Genomic DNA, 17207 nt, shown 5'->3' with positions numbered 1-17207 from the left:
GGCGGGCATGGATCCGGACGAGGACGGCGTACTGGCTCGCCGCGCCCCAGCCGGACCGCTGGACACGTACCGGCTGGTGGTCGCCGCGCCCGCCCCAGACCTGTCGGACCGCTCCCGCTGCCGGACGGCGGATCGGCACAATGATGCGGACGGCGGCTGCGCGAGCCGTGAGAGTGACAGCCGCCGCAGCGGTGGCCGTGGTGGCACCACGGGAGACGGCCGCAGCCCAGGCACAGCGGCGGCGTTCGATGAGCAGCGGTGCGCGCTTGCTGCCTTGAGCCGTCAGGCAAGTCGGCCCCGCCGAAGGCCTCGATTTCCTCTCTGTCTCCGGGGCAGAGAGCTCCCGGGGGACCTCGCCGCGGGCGAGCTACTCGCCCTGGACGCGGCAGCGGATGTCGTCGACAATCTCCGGGCTGGCCAGGTTGATGACGTCGTCGACGAGAAATCCCAGGTGAGCAGATCGGCGTACTCCTTGAGGACTCGGGGAAGCGGGCCTCGCCGAACCAATTCGAGGATCGCCGGGTCACCAGCTTTCGCTTGCGCGACGAACTTCGCCGGAGGCCGGCAATATTCCTCCTCCCGACAGCGGACCGTGATCTGCGCCTGCGACACCTGCGGATCCGGATCGTGTGCCATCGACGTGTCCTCTCCTGGAGTGTCCATGGTGGCGCCCAGGGTTCACGGGTCGGCCAGCAGCCGCGCGCAGACGCAGAAGTCGCGCAGCTCGGCGCCGCAGGCGCACTGGTGGACGAAAGCGCGGACGTCGCCCCGCCTCAGGGAGTCCCGGCACAGCTCGTCGGTCAGCTCCAGCGCGCGCAGCGCCACCGCGCTCAGCCTGCTGGCCGGCCCCGATTCCGCCTCGCGACGCAGCCGCGCGAGTTCGCCCGCCACCACGGGATCGGCGCCCGACGCCTGCAACTGCGCCAGGAGTACGGACGTCTCCCCAACCAGGTACCGCTGCGTCATTCCGACCACCGCTCCACCGGCGAGCAGAGCAATACCGCCATTCTCCGCCCCCGCCATGGGGAAAGGCCATGGCGTTGCGGGCTGATTCGTCCGGTCAAGAGGAGGTCGGCCGGTGTCCCGCGCCGGATGATGTCGACCACGGCCAGGCCACCGTCCCCGCCGACCGGTTCACCCGCAGAAGCCGTGCGACGGCGTAGGAGTGTGCTGACCGTCCGGCGCCCTCCCCGTCATCCCCCGTTACGGAAAGGCCCCCAGCCGCTGCCCTACGTGTGGGAGCCTTGGGGCGCTCCGGGGAGGACACTGAAATAGAGGCATGTCGGCGCTGGTAAGGAGGTGTCGACCGGTGGCGCGAACACGGCGTACGACGGTGCGGCTGTGGCGATGGAGACGCAACCCGCTCAGGCGGCGCACCGACATCATCGAAGCCTGGATCCTTCTCACCGCAGGGATCCTCGCAGTGGCGGGAGGTCTCCTGGCGGGCCTCGTGACGCAGGCCGCCGTGGAGCAGGACCTTGACCGGCAGCGGACGGAACGCCACGCAGTCGCCGCCCTGCTCGTCGAAGACGCCCGGGACCAGCCGTCCGCGAGCGTGGACGACGACGGCCGAGTGTGGACCCCGGCCCGCTGGCGCGCCCCGGACGGCTCGACGCACACCGGCCAGACCAAGGTACGGCCCGACACCTCGGCCGGGACCCGGGTCACGGTGTGGACGGACCAGTACGGCCACATCATGTCAAAGCCCGTCACGCACGAAGAGGCGCAACTGCAGGCGGCCTTGGCAGGCGCGCTGGCAGCAGTGATCGCCAGCGGCGCCTTCGTGGGCGGCGCTTTCGCCACTCGGGCGGGCCTGGACCGGCGGCGCATGGAGCAGTGGGATGCGGCCTGGGTACGGGCCGACATCCGGTGGGGCGGAAAGACCGGCTGAACCTGCCGGATGGAGCGTCCCGGATTGATGGCTGCGGGGTCATGGCGTGCATCGTGCGCGCGGTGCGCGCGGGCGACGACCAGCTCACCGCAGTCCTTCTGCGCCAGTTCGCGCAGCATGCGGAGATCGAGGCCCGCTTCCGGCTCCGGGATGCTTTGGACAGCGACGCCGGTTCTCCGGGACCCTCAGCTCCGGGCGGTTGTTGCGGAATTTGACCGTCGGGCAACCATGTCGGGCGAGCAGCAGTCCTTGAGTTCCTGAGCTCCGAGCCGAACGCCTCCTGCCTGCTTCGCGCCTTGGCTTCGCAGGTGGTCGGCGAGAGGCGTTTGCTGCCGACTTCGGACGGCGGCTGGCGCTCAGTTGTGCGGATCCTCGGGCTGCCGGTCAGGGGTACCAGTTGTCCCGCCAGGTGGGATGCAGCTCGAAAGGCAGCGCGAGTGCTTTCATGGTCTGGAACGCGAGGATCGAGTCCCGGGACCAGCGCAGGTCCCCTTCCGCCTCACGCCTGATCCGCTGCTCACAGCGCCGTAGGAGGTCCCGTCGGGTGGCGGCCCGGTCGAGTATCCGGTCGGGGCAGGGGCACGAGCAGCTGATGCGCCCCGTCCTGTGTGAGTTCGGGCAGTCGAGTTCGTGGAAGAGCGCGGCGTCGCGTTCCTCCTCGTCCAGCCGGTCGTGGACGAACGACGCCAGATCGGTGACGGTGTCCATGGTTCAGCCGGCGTCAGCGCGTTCGGCCATGTCCCCCACAGTACGCGTGCCAGCCGCCCGTGTCGGGGGCTGCAGCGCCCGCCTGCCCGGCCGTGCCGTGGTGCGAGGGACACCCGCCGCGATGACGGTGGTGAGACAGATATCCAGGTCGACGGCCGCTACTGCACCGTACTGACAGGAGCCCATGTTCGGCTGATCTCTGTTCGGGGCACGCGGGGACCGTACGGGAGGGGCGCCCCGTCGCGCAGATGCTCGCTCCGAATGCCTCCGTCCGCCCCAACACGCAGGCCGAACACCGGACTCGGGCCCGTCCGGTCTGGGACACTCGCGGGGCGTGCTGCGCACGCTGGCTCCTGGGTGCCTCATCCCCGTGACGCCCAGGAGCCGTCACCCCGTTCTGGCCTTCCCAAGGTAGACCCGTACGAGTTCCTGGCCGTCGGCGCACCGGCCCGATCCCCTCGGGCACTCCCGGCACTGCCGTAGGTGCTCCATGTAGGTGTCGTAACTGCCCTGGGCAGCGGGCCTGATGAAGATGTCGTCCATCGTGTCTCCCCGCGACGCACGCCCGTCGGCGCGTTCCTTGTTGACCGATTGTCAGCGCAACACCTGCCGAGCATAAGCCGCAACCGTCCGTGTCCGAACCAGAACTGTCCGGTAGGGATGCGAGGTTGGCGGCCCGCTCGTGCTCATCGAGCCGCACGCCCACCCGGGGCGGTGGGCACCATCGACGCGCGTCTCCTGGCCGCGCTCGCCGCGCGCGACCGGGCAGCCCGGTCCGGCCAACACCCCGGTCATGCGCTGAGGCTGTGGAAGTCGTGTACTGCCCATACATCCCGGTGCGGGGCCAACGCCGCGGAGGTCGCCGAGAGCGCCGGAGTACGTCCGTACGGTCCTTGGAGCGCTATGCCCGTCCCAGTGTCGACGCGGTCGCCCCGCACGTTGTCGTAGCGGGTGGCGATGCCGCGCCATTGCTTCAGGCGGTTGAAGCACCGTTCAAGATCGAATCTCCGCAGGAAAGCCTGCCAGCGCACGTCGACATCCTCGCTGTTCAGGTCGGTGGCGGACGCCCACAGCCAGAGCGGGAGCGGGTCGCCTCCGCCGGGCAGGCGGTCGACCTGGAGGCGGATCAGCGTGCCTTCGATGACGGGGAGTTCGCTGGTGTGGTCGATCCACGCGGAGCGGGTGGTCAGGCGGGGGTGGATGCGGTCCCAGGCCATCGCGCGGGCGGTGCCGTACCGGTCGGTGACCTGCACGGTTGCCGCGTCCAGCTCACCCCAGGTCTCCGGCTTGGCGAAGCGGAACTCCTTGCCGTGCTTCGGCGGCCGCCCGCCCTGGGGGTAGGCCAGGGCGTACTCCTTGAGCAAGGGCGTCGGCCGCCGCACTGACGCGGTCGGAGCGCATCCGTCCCAGTACCTCGACCGGTAAGCCGTCGAGGAGATGGGCCATGCGCGTGGCGTCGTAACCGGCATCGAAGACGAGGAGGATGTCGCGGTCACCCGCGAGCCAGCGGCCCATCTCGATCAGGTCGACGACCACCCGGCGGAGTTGGGTGGCGGTGACCTCGGCGACGCCGTCCTCGGGTCCGAGACGGACGGCGTCCAGGAGCTGGCACCAGGACGTCCGGCCCGATTCCAAGGCGGCGACGAACTAGTACGGCCAGCCTGGAATGAACTGATCCGAGGGCCGTCCGCTGCGGCCGTAGACGTGGCAGAACAGACGCTCCGCGCTGGTCGGCGAGTCGGGGCGGAGCCAGCTGCCGACGACGACGACGGCCAGGACCAGGCGCCCGTCGGCGGCCCGCGGCATCGGCAGACCGGCGAGCACCTGCCGCAGCCGGGGCACGTCCACGCTCCCGCAGTTCAATGCCTCGTACATCGCGCCGTGCCCGCGCCGGTGCTCCGCCCACCAGCGTGAGGTCCACCGGCGAGGTCACCGGACGTCCGCGCACAGCAACGCATCGGTGAGCTCGAACAGTTCGTCCCCGCGCGCGGTCAGGCAGTCGAATAAGTCGTCCCGGAAGCGTGACGCTTGCACGAACGCTTCGCTGGGACCGGTGTCAGGCAGCAGACCCACCTTCACGGCCTTCGTCTTGGTCGGTGCGCCTTGTTCGGAGCACAGGATCAGACGAAGGCCGCTCCAGCGTCCGGCAAACGCCGAGGTGAGCGGCCTAGTTCGAGGCCCATTTCGACCTCAGACCATAAAGAAACAAGCTTCAGACCATGAAGAACATGCTTAGCCAGGAGACGAGCCGCAGTAGTCGAGCTCAGTCAACTTCGCCTTGCCGAACTCAAGCCCCTCAAAAGTCAGCGGCGGAAGCTGTTCCACATGGGCATCAGGCGAGCCCAGCCCATGGGAGGTTCGGAACCAGCGACGACCGGCGGCATCCCAAATCATCATGCCCCGTATGCGAGCTGTGGCGTCGGCGTCGGGTCCGGACAGGCTGTCGGAGATCTCCATACGTGTGCAGGGAGGTATCGAGAGGTTGGAGGCGAGGTAGCTGCCTGTCCAGCTGCCCCCGTCCAACCTGATCTTTCTGTCTTTCGCCGGAAGGTACCAAGGCTCTGTCTCAAGGGCTCCGAACGCGGCATCGACGGAGCGATTGGCGATGAAAATGGACCCGTCATCCGTCTGCCACCAGGTAATGAGGGCGGCCTGACGCCGTTGTTCATCTCCTCTCGCCTCCCGGGACTGGATAAGCTGGTCGTCGGCGACCTGTGCGGACTTCCACGTGCCCCATGCTGTGAAGGCGAGACTCGCCGCAGCGATGAGGGCCGCCAACACCGCGGTGTGTTTGGCCCAGTCGGTCGCCCGGTACCAGCTGGCGGCGGCAGTCCACCCGCGCCGAAGCCACTCCGCCTGCCCAGGAGATCGAACCGAGACCGGATGCGGGGCCGCGGTGCGGGGCCGCAGCGCCGGTCGAGGCATGCCCTGGCGGATACGCAGCCGGGGCGTGCGGTGGGCGGCTGGTGCCGTACGCGGGCGCACCGTCACCAGCTCCCGCCCGTGCGGGACACAGCGAGGCATTCATCAAAGGTCGTCTGGTCACACATACGGCGATCCTGCCGGGCTGCGGCGATTTATGTGCCCTGTTCCAACGAACAGGCGCTGCTGTATCGCGGCATCCGTGCGGCACCCGCACGACTGGGGCGGACCTTAAAGAACAAGCTGAGCCTGCCGCGCCGTCCGGGCCAGGCCGCGAACAGCAGGCAGCCGCTTCGCGCGTGCGGGTGGAACAGCAGCCGGTCGTCGGAGATCGACTCGGGCCGCCTGTGGGCCGGCGCCCTCGTCATCACGGGCTCCGGCATCCGCGGCGCCATCGTCCACCGCGCTGCGGCCGCGAGGGCGTCGCACTGATCCGGCAGCGACGCGCTCCTACTCCTCACCCTCCGCTACCGATACCCGCCACACCAAAGTGGTGCCCCCGCTCGCCGGACTGCTCAACTCGAGCTCTCCGCCCAGCTGCTGGGCCCGCTCGGCCATGTTGCGCAGACCGCTGCGGCGGCCGTCGGGCGGAATCCCCACCCCGTTGTCGGTGACCGACAGACGCACCTCACGGCCGTCGGTCTCCAGGGCTACCCCGACCCGGTCGGCGCGGGCATGACGGGCGACGTTGGTCAGCGCCTCGGACAGCACCGCCACCACGTGCTCGGCGGTCTCCTTGGGCACATGGGTGTCCAGCAGGCCGTCCATGCGCAGTCCGGGCGCGAAGCCCAGCACCGGCGCGGCCTCGCCGACCGCGCGTACCACCCGGGCGCGCAGGCCCGGTCCGGCGGCGCCGTCGCGGGCCCGCAGCCCGAAGATCGTAGACCTGATGATCTTGATGGTCTCGTCCAGGTCGTCCACGGCCCTCAGCACCCGCTCGGAGGCCTCCGCGTGGTCGATGAAGCGGCCCGCGCTCTGCAGGGTCATGCCGGTCGCGAACAGCCGCTGGATCGCCAGGTCGTGGAGGTCGCGGGCGATCCGGTCGCGGTCCTGGAGCACGGCGATCTGTGCGACGTCGGCGCGGCGTTCCGCCAGCTCCATCGCGACCGCGGCCTGTGCGGCGAAGCCCTGGAGCGGTTCGGTCTCCTTCTCGGTGAAGACCGTGCGGCCCGCCTCGCGGACCAGCAGGACGATGCCTCGTACCCCATCTGTGGTGCCGATGGGCACAGCGACGGCAGGGCCGAGCCCAGTGAAACGCGCGGGGTCCCCGGCCGGGACGCTCTCCTGGTCTTCTGCGCCCTCGGTACCTTCGCCCGGAGAAGCCCCCGGCTCGGCACGGGAGACGTCCGGGCTGGTGACGGGCGCGGCCCCTGAGAACGCCTTGCCGATCAGGCTGTCGTCCACGGGCAGAACCAGCCCGCGATGTGCCTCCGCCGCCTCCCCGATAGCCAGTTCCACGGTGAGGGAGTCGGTGCCCTCCATCGGCACCGCGACCACCGCGAGCGCGGCGCCGGTGATCTCCCGGGCCCGTTCGGCGATCAGGGCGAGGACCTCGCCACGGTCACTGCCCGACATCAAGGTGTGGGTGATCTCGGCGTTCGCCCGCAGCCAGCGCTCGCGCAGCCTCGACTCCTCATACAGGCGAGCGTTGTCGATCGCCACGCCGGCCGCGACAGCCAGCGTCGACAGGACCGACTCGTCCTCCTCGTCGAACTGTGCGCCGCCATGCTTCTCGGTCAGGTAGAGGTTGCCGAAGACTTGGTCCCGCACCCGGATCGGCACGCCCACGAAGGAGTTCATCGGCGGGTGGTGGGGCGGGAAGCCGTAGGAGTTGGGGTGTTCGGAGATCTTCGTCAGGCGCAGCGGCTCGGGGTGCCGGATCACTTCGCCCAGGATGCCGTGGCCCTCCGGGTAGGGACCGATCGCCGCGATCTGCTTCTCGTCGATGCCGACGGTCAGGAACTCGGACAGCCGCCTGCCGTCCGGTCCGATCACGCCCAGCGCCGCGTACCGGGCCTCGACCAGCACCGCCGCGGCTTCCACAATGCTGCGCAGCGCCTGTTCGAGGTCCAGTTCGCGGCCGACGGAGAGCACCGCCTCCAGCAGGCTGTGCACCCGGTCACGGGTGCCACGGGCGGCGTCCAGCCGGGCCTGGAGTTCCTCCAGTAGTTCGTCCAGCCTGAGCTGGGGGAGCTTGACGCGGGCTTCCCTGGGCTCCTTGGGGCTTCCCACCGGTCCGATCCTCCAGGTCCCCTACGACGCACCGACAACCGGGCGTTCCGCTCAGGTGCCACGCTATCGGTCCGCCGGAGGGGGCGGTACTGGATCAGGTCCGACAGACAGGGCCAAAGCTGTCACCGACAGTCAGCGCTAGGGCAGCCGGGCGACGATGTACTCGGTGAGGTCGAGGAGCCGGTTGGTGTACCCCCACTCGTTGTCGTACCAGCCGAACACCTTCACGAGGTTTCCGTGGGCCTGGGTGAGCGGGGCGTCGAAGACGCAGGAGGCCGGGTCGCCGACGACGTCGCGGGAGACGATCGGGGCGTCGGACACCCGCAGAATGCCCTTGAGCGGCCCGTCGGCGGCCGTCCGGAACGCGGTGTTGATCTCGTCGGCGGTCACCTCCCGGTCCAGTACGAGGGTCAGGTCGGTCAGCGAACCGTCCTCGACGGGGACGCGGACCGCGAGGCCGTCGAGGGTGCCGGCCAGCTCGGGCAGCACCAGGCCGACGGCGCGGGCCGCTCCGGTGCTGGTCGGGATGATGTTCACGGCGGCGGTCCGGCCGCGCCGGAGGTCCTTGTGCGGGCCGTCCAGGACGACCTGGTCGTTGGTGTAGCCGTGGATGGTGGTCATCAGTCCCTTGTCGATACCGAAGGCGTCGTCGAGGACCTTCACCATCGGCGCCACGCAATTGGTCGTGCACGAGGCGTTCGATACGACGTGGTCGCTCTCCGGGTTGTACGTGCCCTCATTGACGCCCATCACGATCGTGGCGTCGACTCCCTTGCCCGGTACCGACAGCAGCACCTTGCGGGCCCCGCCCTTCAGGTGCAGCCCGGCGTCCTCCCGGCTGCGGAAACGTCCGGTGGACTCGATGACGACGTCCACGCCGAGGCCGGCCCAGTCCAGGGCCGCGGGGTCGCGTTCGGCGGTCACGGCGATGCGGTGGCCGTCGACCGTGATCGAGGTGTCGTCATGCTCGACCGTGCGGTGCAGCCGGCCGTACGTCGAGTCGTACTCCAGCAGATGGGCGAGCGCGGCCGGCGAGGTGAGGTCGTTGGCCGCCACCACCTCGACCGGGGTGCCGGCCGCTGTCTCCGCGCGCTCCAGCACACAGCGCAGGTAGTTGCGCCCGATGCGCCCGAAGCCGTTGATTCCCACGCGCACGGTCATGTCCGTCGTCCTCCCGATCGGTGCCCGGTGAAGTCCGGGTGCGCTGCCCAGCCTGCTGGTGACGCACCGGACGGCACATGGGCCCTACGGGGGCGAGCCGAGGGACCTTAGGCCCACCGGCTCGCTGGTCACATCGGCCGGAGGGCCTCAGTGGCCTTCGTGCTTGAGCCGGTCCTGGGCCTGGGTGGCGATGACGGCTGCCTGAATGCGCCGCTCCACACCGAGTTTCGCCAGCAGGCGGGAGATGTGGTTCTTCACCGTCTTCTCGGCGAGGAACAGCCGCTGACCGATCTGACGGTTGGTCAGTCCCTCGCCGATCAGGGCCAGGATCTCGCGTTCCCGGATTGTCAGACCCGGCAGTGTCTCCGGCTCCTCCGCCGGCTGCTGGCCCTCGCGGAGACGGGTCATCAGCTTGGCGGTGGCGCTCGCGTCGAGGAGGGACTGGCCCCGGGCCACCGTGCGCACGGCCGACACCAGGTCGGAGCCCTGGATCTGCTTCAGCACGTACCCGGACGCCCCCGCCATGATCGAGTCGAGGAGCGCCTCCTCGTCGTCGAACGAGGTCAGCATCAGACAGGCCAGCTCCGGCATGCGCGAGCGCAGCTCCCGGCACACGGTCACCCCGTCGCCGTCCGGGAGCCGGACGTCCAGGACGGCCACCTGAGGGCGCAGCGCGGGGACGCGCACCAGGGCCTGCTCCACGGTGCCGGCCTCGCCGACGACAGTGATGTCCGGCTCGTCGTTCAGCAGGTCACGCACTCCCCGCCGTACCACCTCGTGGTCGTCCAGCAGGAAGACCCGGATCTCGCTTTCGGTACCGGGCTGCTCACTGTCCGACATCATTCACTCCTCGTCGCGCGTCCGTGCCGATGTCCGCCCTGCGCTAAATCGGCCTCCACACCGAGATCCTTCTCGTCCCGGGCCCGAAAGACCAGGGCCGGTCGGCCCTGATTCCGACGTCCTCACCACCGACACCTACCCACTTCCGCGCGACTGTCCCGTGCGCGTGCCCCTCTCCGGACGGGCGACTCGCCGTGCTCCGGGCCACGGCCGGGGCCGACCGGCCCGCGGAAGGGGTCGGCCGGCACCTGCTGTCCGGCCGGCGCCCGTCCGACCCTGGAAACAGCACCGTCCCCACCAAGCCGTCGTACGAAGCTGAGGAGCACCACGTCATGGTCCGTTACGTGTACGACTTCCACGAGGGCGGCCGTGACCTGGCCGGCCTGCTCGGCGGCAAGGGCGCGAACCTGGCAGAGATGACCCGGCTGGGCCTGCCCGTCCCGCCGGGTTTCGTCATCTCCACCGAGGCCTGCCGAACCTTCCTGACCACCGGTACGGAGCCGGACAGCCTGACCCAGGAGGTCTCCCGGCATCTCACCGGCCTGGAGTCCGCCGCCGGGCGGCTGCTGGGGCAGCCCGACAACCCGCTACTGCTCTCCGTCCGCTCCGGCGCCCGGTTCTCCATGCCCGGCATGATGGAGACGATCCTCGACATCGGCCTGAACGACGAATCCGTCCTCGGCCTGGCCAAGGTCTCCGGGAACGAACGCTTCGCCTGGGACTCCTACCGCCGCCTCGTACAGATGTTCGGAAGCACGGTCATGGGCGTCGACTCCGCCCTGTTCGAGCGGGCCATGGACCTGCTGAAGGAGATCCGTGGCGTCACGGACGACCTGCGCCTGGACGCGGGCGACCTCGCCGAACTCGTCGAGGTCTACAAGAACCTCATCCGCGACGAGACGGGCGAGGCCTTCCCGCAGTCCCCCGCCGAACAGCTGCGCCGCGCCGTCCTCGCCGTCTTCGACTCCTGGAACGGCGAACGCGCCCGCCTCTACCGCCGCCGCGAGCACATCCCCGACGACCTGGGCACCGCGGTCACCGTGCAGCGCATGGTCTTCGGCAACCTGGGCCACGACTCCGGCAGCGGCGTCGCCTTCACCCGGGACCCGGCCACCGGCCGCCCCGGCCTGTACGGCGACTACCTGGCGAACGCACAGGGCGAGGACGTCGTCGCCGGCATCCGCAACACCGTGCCCCTGGCCGAGCTGGAGCAGCTGGACCCGACGTCGTACAGGCGGCTGCGCGACCACATGGAGACCCTGGAGCGGCACTACCGGGACCTGTGCGACATCGAGTTCACCATCGAGCGCGGCACTTTGTGGATGCTGCAGACCCGGGTCGGCAAGCGCACCGCCGAGGCCGCGTTCGCCATCGCCGCCGAGCTGACCGACGAGGGGATCGTCACCCCGGACGAGGCTTTGGCGCGGGTGAGCGGGGAGCAGCTGGCCCGGCTGATGTTCCCTCGCTTCGACGCCTCCGCGACCGGCGACGCGCTCGCCCACGGCCTGGCGGCCTCGCCCGGTGCTGCGGTCGGCGCGGCCGTCTTCGACTCCGCGGAGGCCGAACGGCGCGCTGCGGCCGGCGAGAAGATCGTCCTGGTCCGCCAGGAGACGACCCCCGACGATCTGCCCGGCATGGTCGCCGCCCAGGCCGTGCTGACCAGCCGCGGCGGCAAGACCAGTCACGCGGCCGTCGTCGCCCGAGGCATGGGCAAGGTCTGCGTCTGCGGCGCCGAGGAACTGTCCGTGGACACCGACGCCCGCCGCTTCACCACCCGTGACGGCACCGTCGTCGCCGAGGGCACGGTCATCTCTGTGGACGGTTCCGCCGGTGCCGTGTACGCCGGTGCGGCTCCGCTCGTCGACTCCGCGCTGATGCGGTGCTTCGAGACGGGCGAAGAGTCGGCAGGGCTGGTCGATTCCGTGGCCCGCGCTCTCCAACATGCCGACGGTGTACGGCGGTTGGAGGTCCGCGCCAACGCGGACACCCCCGAGGACGCCGCGCGGGCCCGGCGGTTCGGCGCCCAGGGCATCGGCCTGTGCCGCACCGAGCACATGTTCCTCGGCGAACGCCGCAAGCTGGTCGAGGAGATGATCCTGGCCGACACGGACGCCGCCCGCGAGCGTGCACTCGACGCCCTGCTCCCGCTCCAGCGCCAGGACTTCACCGGGATCCTGGAGGCGATGGACGGCCTGCCCGTCACCATCCGCCTCCTCGACCCGCCGCTGCACGAGTTCCTGCCCGACCGCACCGAACTCGCCGTCCGCATCGCCACCGCCGAGGCTCAGGGTGCCGCGCCCGACCCGCACGACACCGAACTCCTCGCAGCCGTCAGCCGTATGCACGAGGAGAACCCGATGCTCGGCCTGCGCGGCGTACGCCTCGGCCTCGTGATCCCCGGCCTGGTGGCCATGCAGGTACGGGCGATCGCGGAAGCGGTCGTCGAACGCATCCGGGCCGGTGGCTCCCCCGAGGCGGAGATCATGGTGCCGCTGGTCGGCGCCGTCGAGGAGCTGCGCATCGAACGCGCGGTGGTGGAACGTGTCCTGGCCCAGGTGGCCGAGGAGACCGGCGTCCCTGTCCACTGCCCGGTCGGCACGATGATCGAGCTGCCCCGGGCCGCGCTCACCGCCGGCAAGATCGCCGAGGAGGCGGAGTTCTTCTCCTTCGGCACCAACGACCTCACCCAGACCACCTGGGGCTTCTCCCGCGACGACGTCGAGGCGGCATTCTTCTCCGCCTACCTCGACAAGGGCATCTTCGCCGCCTCCCCCTTCGAGACCATCGACCGGGCGGGCGTCGGCCGCCTCGTCGACATTGCCGTCACCGAAGGCCGAGCCACCCGCCCCGACCTGAAGATCGGCGTCTGCGGCGAACACGGCGGGGATCCGGATTCCGTCCACTTCTTCCACACAGCGGGACTCGACTACGTCTCCTGCTCGCCGTTCCGCGTCCCGGTCGCCCGTCTGGAAGCGGGACGGGCCGCACTCCCCGAGTTGGGGACGAGCGACAGCCGGTGAGGCCGGCCCACCCGGCCCCGCCCCGGGGGCCGGCCGGCCCTGGGCCGGGGCGGGAGCGTACAGCAGCCTGGAGCCGCAGCCCAACGATCAGAGGTTCAGAAGGAGTTGAGCACATGACTGCCAGGGACACCGGAACCCACGTCACCACCGACACGGTGCGGGTACGGGCCGAGGGCGACGTGGACGAGGAAGCCCTCGCCTACGTCCGAGCCAAGGTCGACGCAGCTCTCGGGCGCCCGGGACTGCCGGCCGTCAGCGGCGAGGTGCGGATCACCAGGGCCCCGGCGCACCACGCCGAGCAGCCGTGGTCCGCCGGGGCCGAGATCACCGTGGGGAGCACCCTCGTCGTGGTGCACGCCCGGGAGGCGAGCGCTCACGAGCTCGCCGACCGGCTGCAGGAGCGGCTGCGCGGCCAGGCCGACCAGGTCGCGCACCGCGCAGACGCGGCCCGCAGGTCGGCCACACCGCCGCCGTGGCGGGGCGGGCCGCCCGTCGGGCCGGCACAGACCGAAGCGACGGACAGCTGAAGAGGCCGGGGCGGAATGGACCCGGATGCGCCGGGTGAGTGTGGGCCAAGCCCCGTCACCCGGCGCGTCCGGAAGGACTCCGCCCCTTCTCTCGCCGGTGAAGGAGGAAGACACCGTGAAGATCCACACCGTGGGCGACGTGATGACCGACGAGGTCGTCCAGGCGCACCGGGAGACCCCGTTCAAGGACGTGGTCCGGCTGCTGGACGCCCATCGGATCAGCGGGGTGCCGGTCGTCGACCACGACGACAAAGTGGTCGGGGTGGTCTCCGGGACCGACCTGGTGCGCGGTCAGGCGGCCCGGGCCGGCGGGCGCCGGTACCGCCTGCCGCGCCTGCGGCGTCCGGGGCGCCGAGCGGCTGCCGGGGTGCTTGCCACCACCGCCGGGGAACTGATGTCCACGCCCGCGATCACGGTGCACCCGGAGCAACCCGTGCCGGACGCCGCGCGGGTGATGGAGCGTCACGGAATCGAGCGGCTTCCCGTGGTGGACGAGGAGGACCGGCTCATCGGTATCGCCACCCGCCGGGACCTGCTGCGGGTCTTCCTGCGCACGGACGAGGACATCCGCCGGGAGGTGACCGACGAGATCCTGGCCGCCGCTCCCGGCCTGCCGTCCGACGCCGTCGTCGTCTCGGTGCGCGACGGCCTGGTAACACTCGAAGGGCGCCTGGAACACCGTACCGACATCGCTCACGCCGTCAGGTCGACCTGGCAGGTGGACGGGGTCGTCGGGGTGTTCAGCAGCCTGACCTTCCGCCTCGACGACGACCGCCCGGCCGGGACGAGCCCGTCCCGGGGGATCGCCCGCCGCCGTACGCCCGGACAGTCCGGACAGTGACGCGCGCCGCTCGGCCCGCCCGGACCGGGGCCGGTCAGGCCCCGACGGGGGACCTTCGGCACAAGAGGCGGACCGTCGCGCGGACAAGAGTGGGGACAGGAGCGGCCGCGGTCCCCCGCGGTGCCTCTCCCACCGGAAGCCGCCGGTCAGCCCGGGCGGCCCTCGACAACGGAGGCGCACTCATGACCCGTCACGACGCCGGAACCGAGGCCGCGGGCACCGTCGGCGCGCCGTCCGACATCGCCGTCGCGGTGGACCGGCTGGTGACGGCCGGCCTGAAGTCGCTCGCCGACTACGAGTCACTGACCCAGGAACAGGTCGACCACATCGTCAAGAAGGCGTCGGTCGCCGCTTTGGACCAGCACACCGCCCTCGCGCGGCTCGCGGTGGAGGAGACCGGGCGCGGTGTCTTCGAGGACAAGGCAGCGAAGAACATGTTCGCGTGCGAACACGTCACGCACAGCATGGGCTCCATGAAGACGGTCGGTGTCATCGGCCGCGACGACATCGAGGACATCGTCGAGATCGCGGAGCCGGTGGGTGTGGTGTGCGCGGTCACGCCGGTCACCAACCCGACCTCCACCACGATCTTCAAGGCGCTGATGGCGCTGAAGACCCGCAACCCGGTCGTGTTCGCCTTCCACCCCTCGGCCCAGCGGTGCAGCGCGGAAGCCGCCCGTGTGGTGCGCGACGCCGCCGTCGCCGCGGGCGCGCCGGAGCACTGTGTGCAGTGGATCGATGCCCCGTCCGTCGAGGCGACCCGTACGCTCATGCACCACCCCGGCGTCTCACTGATCCTCGCCACCGGTGGCAACGCCATGGTCAAGGCCGCGTACTCGGCCGGCAAGCCCGCGCTCGGCGTCGGCGCCGGCAACGTCCCCGCCTACGTGCACAAGAGCGCCAAGCTGCGCCGGGCCGTCAACGACCTGGTCCTGTCCAAGACGTTCGACAACGGCATGATCTGCGCCTCCGAACAGGCCGTCGTCCTGGACGACGAGATCTACGACGCGGCGCTCGCCGAGTTCCGCACCCTGCACGCCCACCTGGCCACCGCCGAGGAGAAGGCGAAGCTGGAGAGGTTCCTGTTCCCCGTCGACGCGTCGAACAGCGGCTGCGAACCCAAGGTCAACTCCGCTGCCGTCGGGCAGAGCCCGGTGTGGATCGCTGAGCAGGCCGGCTTCACGGTGCCCGCCGGCACCTCGCTCATCCTGGTGGAGGCCGAGCGGGTGGGTCCGGACGAGCCGCTGACCCGCGAGAAGCTGTGCCCGGTGCTCACCGTGCTCCGCGCGGGTTCTTCGGCCCAGGGCTTCGACCTCGCCGCCAACATGGTCGCCTTCCACGGGCAGGGACACAGTGCCGTCATCCACACCGAGGACCGGGAACTGGCCGAGGCGTACGGCCGGCGCATGAAGACCGTACGGATCATCGTCAACGCGCCGTCCTCGCAGGGCGCGATCGGCGGCATCTACAACAACCTGCTGCCGTCCCTGACCCTGGGCTGCGGCTCCTGGGGCAGCACCTCGGTGTCCAACAACGTCTCCGCCGCACAGTTGCTGAACGTCAAGCGGGTCACCACGCGCCGCAACAACCTGCAGTGGTTCAAGGTCCCGCCGAAGATCTACTTCGAGCCGCAGGCCATCCGCTACCTCGCCTCGATGCCGGACGTGCACCGCGTCACAATCGTCACGGACGCGACCATGACGCGTCTCGGTTTCGTCGACCGGGTGAGCAGGGTCCTCCAGCGCCGCCACGAACCGGTGACCCTGCAGATCATCGACAACGTCGAGCCCGAGCCGAGCATCGACTCCGTCCGGCGCGGCGCCCGCCTCATGGGCGACTTCCGCCCCGACACCATCATCGCGCTGGGCGGCGGCTCCCCCATGGACGCGGCCAAGGTGATGTGGCTGCTGTACGAGCAGCAGGCCGAGGGCAAGGACGTCGACTTCGCCGACATGCGGCACAAGTTCTCCGACATCCGTAAGCGCGCCTTCCGCTTCCCCGTCCTCGGCAGACTCGCCCGCCTGGTGTGCGTCCCCACCACCTCAGGCACCGGCGCGGAGGTCACCCCGTTCGCGGTCATCTCCGACCCCGCCACCGGAAAGAAGTACCCGCTCGCGGACTACGCCCTCACTCCCAGTGTGGCCATCGTCGACCCGCTCCTCACCACCGAACTGCCCCCGTCCCTGGCCGCCGACAGCGGCTTCGACGCCCTCACCCACGCCATCGAGGCGTACGTCTCCGTCTACGCCAACGACTTCACCGACGGGCCCGCCCTGCACGCGATCCGCCTGGTCTTCGACCACCTCGAAGCGGCGGTGAACGACCGCGCGAACAGCCCGGAGGCCCGGGAGAAGATGCACAATGCCGGAACCATCGCGGGCATGGCCTTCGGCAACGCCTTCCTCGGCATCGTGCACGCCATGTCGCACACCCTCGGCGCCACGTTCCACATCGCCCACGGACGAACCAACGCCGTTCTGCTGCCGCACGTCATCCGCTACAACGGCACCGTCCCGACGAAACTCACCGGCTGGCCCAAGTACGAGAACTACCGCGCCCCGGAACGCTTCCAGGACATCGCCCGCACCCTCGGCCTGCCCGCCGCGACCCCGCAGGAGGGCGTGGAGTCGCTCGCCGCCGCGGTGGAGCGCCTGCGCGACGCCGTGGGCATCGAACCGACCTTCCGGTCCCTGGGCGTCGACGAGCGTGCCTTCCTCGACGCCCTGCCCCAGCAGGCCATGAACGCCTACGAGGACCAGTGCGCACCCGCGAACCCCCGTATGCCCATGCTCGACGACATGCGGGAGCTCATGCGCGCCGCCTACTACGGCCGTGAGCGCCGGGACCAGGGCCGTCCGGACGCCCCGCGGTCAGCTCAGCCGTAGTCCGCACAACCACATGACCGGCGTCCGACTGGTCCGACGGAGCTGAGCGACATCGAACTCCCGGGCAGCGTCACCGTGTTCCCGCGCGGTCGCGCGCCCTCATGCCGGAGGCGCACGGACAACCGCCGGGTCCCGCTCAGAGGGCCGTCCGGACCGGCGAGGCGGCCCAACGGCCCACAG

General features: G+C 70.4%; 12 protein-coding genes and 1 pseudogene. 5 read left to right on the top strand and 8 right to left on the bottom strand.

Features of this window, described 5'->3' with window-relative positions:
• Positions 1-678: 678 nt before the first annotated feature.
• A complete protein-coding gene (locus LUX31_RS31815; RefSeq protein ID WP_235478753.1) occupies positions 679-966 on the bottom strand; it encodes a hypothetical protein in 288 nt (95 codons plus the stop codon).
• A gap of 343 nt (positions 967-1309) precedes the next feature.
• Here LUX31_RS31815 and LUX31_RS31810 point away from each other — a divergent pair, with 343 nt between their 5' ends.
• Positions 1310-1891 carry an Rv1733c family protein gene (locus LUX31_RS31810; protein ID WP_235478752.1) on the top strand — a complete coding sequence of 194 codons (582 nt, stop codon included), beginning with the start codon at positions 1310-1312 and terminating at the stop codon, positions 1889-1891.
• 384 nt (positions 1892-2275) lie between these two features.
• Here LUX31_RS31810 and LUX31_RS31805 read toward each other — a convergent pair whose 3' ends face one another.
• From LUX31_RS31805 to LUX31_RS31775, 7 genes and pseudogenes are all read right to left on the bottom strand, one after another.
• Positions 2276-2599, bottom strand: coding sequence for a DUF6221 family protein (locus LUX31_RS31805; protein ID WP_235478751.1), 324 nt, complete (start codon positions 2597-2599; stop codon positions 2276-2278).
• Positions 2600-2986: 387 nt separating this feature from the next.
• Positions 2987-3142, bottom strand: coding sequence for a hypothetical protein (locus LUX31_RS31800; RefSeq protein WP_235478750.1), 156 nt, complete (start codon positions 3140-3142; stop codon positions 2987-2989).
• A 416-nt stretch (positions 3143-3558) separates the two neighbouring features.
• Positions 3559-4672 (bottom strand): annotated as a pseudogene (locus LUX31_RS31795) (transposase); the annotation flags it as partial.
• A 159-nt stretch (positions 4673-4831) separates the two neighbouring features.
• Positions 4832-5377: a hypothetical protein gene (locus LUX31_RS31790; protein WP_235478749.1), complete on the bottom strand. Its 546-nt coding sequence runs from the start codon at positions 5375-5377 to the stop codon at positions 4832-4834.
• Positions 5378-5971: 594 nt separating this feature from the next.
• On the bottom strand, positions 5972-7753 hold the full coding sequence (locus LUX31_RS31785; RefSeq protein ID WP_235478748.1) for a sensor histidine kinase: 1782 nt from the start codon (positions 7751-7753) through the stop codon (positions 5972-5974).
• Positions 7754-7891: 138 nt separating this feature from the next.
• Complete coding sequence (gene gap / locus LUX31_RS31780) at positions 7892-8914, bottom strand: type I glyceraldehyde-3-phosphate dehydrogenase (RefSeq protein ID WP_235478747.1); 1023 nt, start codon at positions 8912-8914, stop codon at positions 7892-7894.
• A gap of 147 nt (positions 8915-9061) precedes the next feature.
• A complete protein-coding gene (locus LUX31_RS31775; RefSeq protein ID WP_235478746.1) occupies positions 9062-9754 on the bottom strand; it encodes a response regulator in 693 nt (230 codons plus the stop codon).
• 332 nt (positions 9755-10086) lie between these two features.
• Between LUX31_RS31775 and ppdK the strand changes: the two genes are divergently transcribed.
• The 4 genes from ppdK to adhE all read left to right on the top strand — a co-directional run bounded on the left by ppdK (position 10087) and on the right by adhE (position 17027).
• Positions 10087-12774 carry a pyruvate, phosphate dikinase gene (gene ppdK / locus LUX31_RS31770; RefSeq protein ID WP_235478745.1) on the top strand — a complete coding sequence of 896 codons (2688 nt, stop codon included), beginning with the start codon at positions 10087-10089 and terminating at the stop codon, positions 12772-12774.
• Between the two features lie 113 nt (positions 12775-12887).
• Positions 12888-13301, top strand: a complete 414-nt coding sequence (locus LUX31_RS31765) for a hypothetical protein (protein WP_235478744.1) — start codon at positions 12888-12890, stop codon at positions 13299-13301.
• A 115-nt stretch (positions 13302-13416) separates the two neighbouring features.
• Entirely contained in the window at positions 13417-14142 is a 726-nt protein-coding gene (locus tag LUX31_RS31760; RefSeq protein WP_235478743.1) for a CBS domain-containing protein, read from the top strand.
• A 182-nt stretch (positions 14143-14324) separates the two neighbouring features.
• Complete coding sequence (gene adhE, locus LUX31_RS31755) at positions 14325-17027, top strand: bifunctional acetaldehyde-CoA/alcohol dehydrogenase (RefSeq protein ID WP_235478742.1); 2703 nt, start codon at positions 14325-14327, stop codon at positions 17025-17027.
• The last annotated feature ends 180 nt before the right edge of the window (positions 17028-17207 follow it).

The sequence above is a fragment of the Streptomyces sp. GQFP genome (assembly GCF_021545335.1).
GTDB lineage: Bacteria > Actinomycetota > Actinomycetes > Streptomycetales > Streptomycetaceae > Streptomyces.
Note: the sequence above shows the minus strand (reverse complement) of the source record. Positions and strands in the feature narration are given on the sequence as shown.